Here is a 4,450-nt window from a genome sequence, read left to right as displayed (position 1 = left end):
AATCTCCTATTAAGTCAATAAATGGTAGTTAAGAAAAAGGCAAACTCATCGAAAGATGAGGACGCAAAACCACGGGTCTAATGCAGGATTACTGCGATGATAGCCGGGTTGCCGAATGCTCATGCACAAGGAGCAGAAGCTTATCCTGTGTTTACGTACGGGGTAAGCTTTTATTATGAAACCCAACGATTATTTTAATAATACCATTGAAAGGAGGGTTTTCATTTTGAATACAGAAACCATTGTCGCAAAAATAAAAAGCGGCGATGTTCAGGCACTCAGATTCATTTATGAACTATTTTACAGGCCTGTTTACCAGGCTGCTTATTATATCACCAATGACACTGGCCTTGCCGAAGATGCTGTACATGAAGTCTTTCTTAAGATTAAATACAAAATAGAACAGCTTGAAGACCCCTCCAGGTTGGAAGCCTGGCTGTGTCGTATGGCTGTAAATACTGCTCGGGACATTATCCGCCATCGTTCAAGGAACACTTTTTATATGGAAACCCGGGGTGTTTACTCAGACAACCAGCTATTATCACCGGAAACCATTTTACTGATAGAAGAAGATAAACAAATGATTAAGCAAAAAATTAATTGCCTTCAACCGGAGTACCGGCAAATACTATATCTAAAATATTACAGAGAAATGTCCTGCGATGAAATTAGCGCAGCCCTGGGATTGCCGGTGGGAACCGTCAAGTCCCGCCTTTTTCACGCCAGGCAGAAGATCAGAGAATTAATAGAGCCTGAAAGTAAATTCCCACATCATAATACTATGAAGTTAAACTCGGAAGAGGCGAAATAAACATGAAACAACAATACATAAAATCAGAACTGGATAAGGTGGTTAAAGAAACTGTGCGCGAGACAGTTGATTCAATTACCCCTCCCCCGCTGGAAGAATCGTGGGCAAGGTTTGAAAAAAAGCTTCAAGAGCAAGAGAAAGCTTTACATAAGAATAAAAGAAAATCTTTATTGTTCAAGCTGGCTGCTTCTGCCGGGGTAATTATCGTGTTAACCGGTGCTCTTGCTATATCAAGTCCGGGAAATGCCCGGGCCATAGGGGAGAAAATACTTCATACGGTAGAAACCCTGCTTGGCGGTACACAAATGAATGTCAAAACCAGTTACCGGCAACATGAGCCAGGCCAGTTGCCTCTACCACAAGAGAAAGGTTTTTCAGAACTCCCTATTGAAGAGGGAAAAATTGTTTCCCTGGAAGAGGCGAAAAAGATATCCCCTTTTCCTGTTTTGGTTCCACGGTATATTCCAGCCGGCTATACCCTTGACCGGGTTGAATATCAGCCAATGACAAAACCTGTGGTGAAGATCAGCCTGCTGTACAAGAGTCCAAATGCAGATAACATTGTACTTGAAGAGATGAATGTTCCAGACGGATATGTGCAGGGGTATGGATATGATATTGAAGACGCTGTCACGGAGGATATCACGGTGGGAAAAAACAGCGGCCAATTGATTTTATTCAAGAATGAAAGGATTCGGATGACATGGATAAATAATAGTGTATTGTTTACCCTGGATGGTAGGGTATCAAAAGAAGAGGCAATAAAAATAGCCGAATCCGTAAAATAAAACGGGGCATGGATGCCCCTTTTATTATTCTACATAATAATAATCGGAATACGACTTTGCGGATTCGGTGGTCCCATTATGAGACAGGCTGTGCTCCGCCCGTACTCTGTAATAGTATCCCTTTAACACTTCCAAACCCTTCAACCCTTCAGCCTTGGAGGAGTTATACCTTTCAAAGGGCCATCCTCCCAGATCAACCCAACTGCTACCGTTCCAGCGCTGCAGGTACAGCTTAACCATGATATAGTCCACAGTTTGATAAGCCCGGGTGTAACCGGTTAGATTAATTTTTCCGCCTCCGCTGGGAATAAGACTGCAATTCCAATCCTGCAAGTACTGCAAAGACTCAATTCCGATTTCCTTATGTGCTTTACTTTGTTCCGGCGGCGGCGCCTTCAAATCAGTCTGCCCGGCATAAACAGCGCCGGTTGCCGTAAGAAAAACAACCATCATTACCAACGATAAAACACCTTTCCAAAGCCCATTCATGTTACATTTCCCCCTTTCAGAATTAAGAATCAATATAAGACGTTTCAGAATGGGCTCGGTTTAAAATTTAACAAAAAAATCTGGAATTTTTTTTGGATTTTTTGAACCTAAATCCATTTTCAATCGTCTTAGTGTGATTGAGTTTTGAGGGGGTGGGAATGAGGGGGGGAAATTTAGACGCAACCGGTAAGATTCCCGGGAAATGGTCTCTAATGACCTGATAAACTTTATCGTCCTCATTGAAATTTTCTGCGAAAACTTCAAAGGGAAAAAGTACTCCTTCAAGAATATACATTTTAGGGTTTAACCTCGCTTGTATGTTTTTTGTAGGGGTACAAGAACATTTCTACAAGCAAGGAGGTGAAACCTTTCTATTCTGGCACTATTTAAGAGATATTTGTAATTTTTAGTTTTGGGTAAACGGTTTTTCTTGGTTTGTTAAACACGTGTGGGATATGGGCTGGGAATTATGCAATTGGATCACTAAAAAATAAGGAGGTTAATTACATGATAAAAAGATCCTTATTATGTCTATCATTGGTAATTTCTTTTTGTTTAATGTTATATGGGCCAGTTGCGGCTCAAGAGAAAAAAGCCGAAAAGACAGAGTATGTTAAAGTACAACAGATGTTTAAGAATAATTTACCTTCAATGTTAAAGGAGCACTATAAAGAAGGCGGTATTGATTTAGATAAGCAAAAAGTTGAAAGGGTTGTTGTTTTTGATAAAACAAACAATTTAGATGCTATTAAAGAAAGTTTTGAAAAACCCGTGGTTATTTATGAAGAACGTTATAGAGTAGTAAAAGATGGAGATTCTGAAGCAAATACATCAGGTGATGTTTCCATATTATCCTTAGACATAGACCCATTAACACGTGTTATAAGTTATGCAGGTGCATCTGTAACATGTTCCGGCGAAACAACTTCTGATGTTATTTCAGAAGGTGGATCTTACTCTTGGTATAGAATGATAAGCTCCAAAGGTTGGTGGACAAGACAAAACTATGGTACTCAGGTTGTTGCTTGGGCTGATAGAATGAGATTATATGCATTTCAGGCCGGGGCTGTCAAGCCGGGAACAGGCACAAATACAAACCCAGTTAATTATGATAAAACATTTACTTATGGCAGCAATTTAGCAGGAGGTACTCACAATAAATCTTTTAGTCATACTGAATACACTTCAGTATCAAATTTTGGTATATGTGGAACCTATCATGAATTTAACTGTTGCTTTGCGCGACCTGGATACCCAGTTGTTCAACAACCAACAGAATTTAACACTGGTGTTGGTGGTGCATATATACCATATTAAATTTTTCTAAATCTCTTGTATATCTCTTGAATTATGTACCTGTTTATTGTATAAAACAATAAACAGGTACATAATTATTACAAAGAAGGGAGACCGATTATGAGAAAAGATGTTTTATATGAATTAGGTTTATTTACATATGTATTGATAATATTTTTAATTGCCGACGACATACAAGCATACCAAAAAAGTAATTTTTTTTATATGTCTGATTTGATAGCATTATTACTTTTAGTCATTAACGTAGTTTTTGGGGTTTTAATTGGGTTAGAATCTATTTTAGCAAATTTGAAAAAGAACGGGGCATGGGTAGTTAATTTTAGGAGAATTCTATTGGTTAGCCTTCCATCACTAATTCCTGCCTGCTCGTTTTATATTTTTCAATCTGGGTTTGCATATAAAATTCTAGGCATTTTATACACAAAATACAATATTGCAATAAGTTTTAGCTTAACTGCAATGACATTAGGGCAAATCCTGCTCGGATATTCTTTAATAACCAGCATATCCAAAAGAGTGGGAAATAATGAATAGTTTGGACAGGAAGAAGTACAATAAACACCGAGAGAGAGTCTAAAATAAATTATGTTTTTATCCTCACTTAAATATCAAGAAAAGCTATTTCTTATCGCTTCGATGGACAATCTTAAAGGCTTTACTGAAGCTATCATGTTGCCGCTCACCCTCAATGGCGGAAGGAGAGCGGTTTTTTCTTGCCCAAAATGGCATTCATACCTCATAATGATTGTTAGGAACCAGCAACAATAGCAACGACAACAAAAACTACAGAAAGGCAAGGCGAAAAAAGCGGAAGAGGGAAACCCCATAGGCCACCACAGCCAGTTTCCCTCTTCCCTTATGACATTCGTCAAGATAATCATAATGGGTTGGCAAACCGATGTCCAGACCTATATAGGGCTTGCTGAACGAAACAAAAACCCAACAAAATCAAGGATTTAGGAGCATATTTGTCGAAATAAAGTGCATGGAAAATGCGGTAAATGCTGCAAAAACCGTGCACTTGGAGGAAAAATATGTTCCGCAG

Annotated in this window: 5 protein-coding genes and 1 riboswitch; of the genes, 4 read left to right on the top strand and 1 reads right to left on the bottom strand. The window is 38.8% G+C overall.

What is annotated here, in order from left to right:
- Window positions 1-28: 28 nt before the first annotated feature.
- A riboswitch (cyclic di-GMP riboswitch) is annotated at window positions 29-116 on the top strand.
- 110 nt (window positions 117-226) lie between these two features.
- On the top strand, window positions 227-811 hold the full coding sequence (locus IT084_RS17425) for an RNA polymerase sigma factor (RefSeq protein ID WP_195714155.1): 585 nt from the start codon (window positions 227-229) through the stop codon (window positions 809-811).
- Window positions 812-813: 2 nt separating this feature from the next.
- On the top strand, window positions 814-1,599 hold the full coding sequence (locus tag IT084_RS17420; protein WP_195714154.1) for a DUF4367 domain-containing protein: 786 nt from the start codon (window positions 814-816) through the stop codon (window positions 1,597-1,599).
- A 24-nt stretch (window positions 1,600-1,623) separates the two neighbouring features.
- On the opposite strand, the gene IT084_RS17415 is transcribed toward IT084_RS17420, so the two are convergent.
- Complete coding sequence (locus IT084_RS17415) at window positions 1,624-2,088, bottom strand: DUF6147 family protein (protein ID WP_195714153.1); 465 nt, start codon at window positions 2,086-2,088, stop codon at window positions 1,624-1,626.
- Between the two features lie 507 nt (window positions 2,089-2,595).
- Here IT084_RS17415 and IT084_RS17410 point away from each other — a divergent pair.
- Together IT084_RS17410 and IT084_RS17405 are read left to right on the top strand one after the other, a co-directional pair.
- Window positions 2,596-3,405 carry a hypothetical protein gene (locus IT084_RS17410; RefSeq protein ID WP_195714152.1) on the top strand — a complete coding sequence of 270 codons (810 nt, stop codon included), beginning with the start codon at window positions 2,596-2,598 and terminating at the stop codon, window positions 3,403-3,405.
- A 99-nt stretch (window positions 3,406-3,504) separates the two neighbouring features.
- On the top strand, window positions 3,505-3,939 hold the full coding sequence (locus tag IT084_RS17405) for a hypothetical protein (protein WP_195714151.1): 435 nt from the start codon (window positions 3,505-3,507) through the stop codon (window positions 3,937-3,939).
- The last annotated feature ends 511 nt before the right edge of the window (window positions 3,940-4,450 follow it).

Source organism: Desulfallas sp. Bu1-1 (assembly GCF_015594625.1).
GTDB lineage: Bacteria > Bacillota > Desulfotomaculia > Desulfotomaculales > Desulfallaceae > JADNRQ01.
Note: the sequence above shows the minus strand (reverse complement) of the source record. Positions and strands in the feature narration are given on the sequence as shown.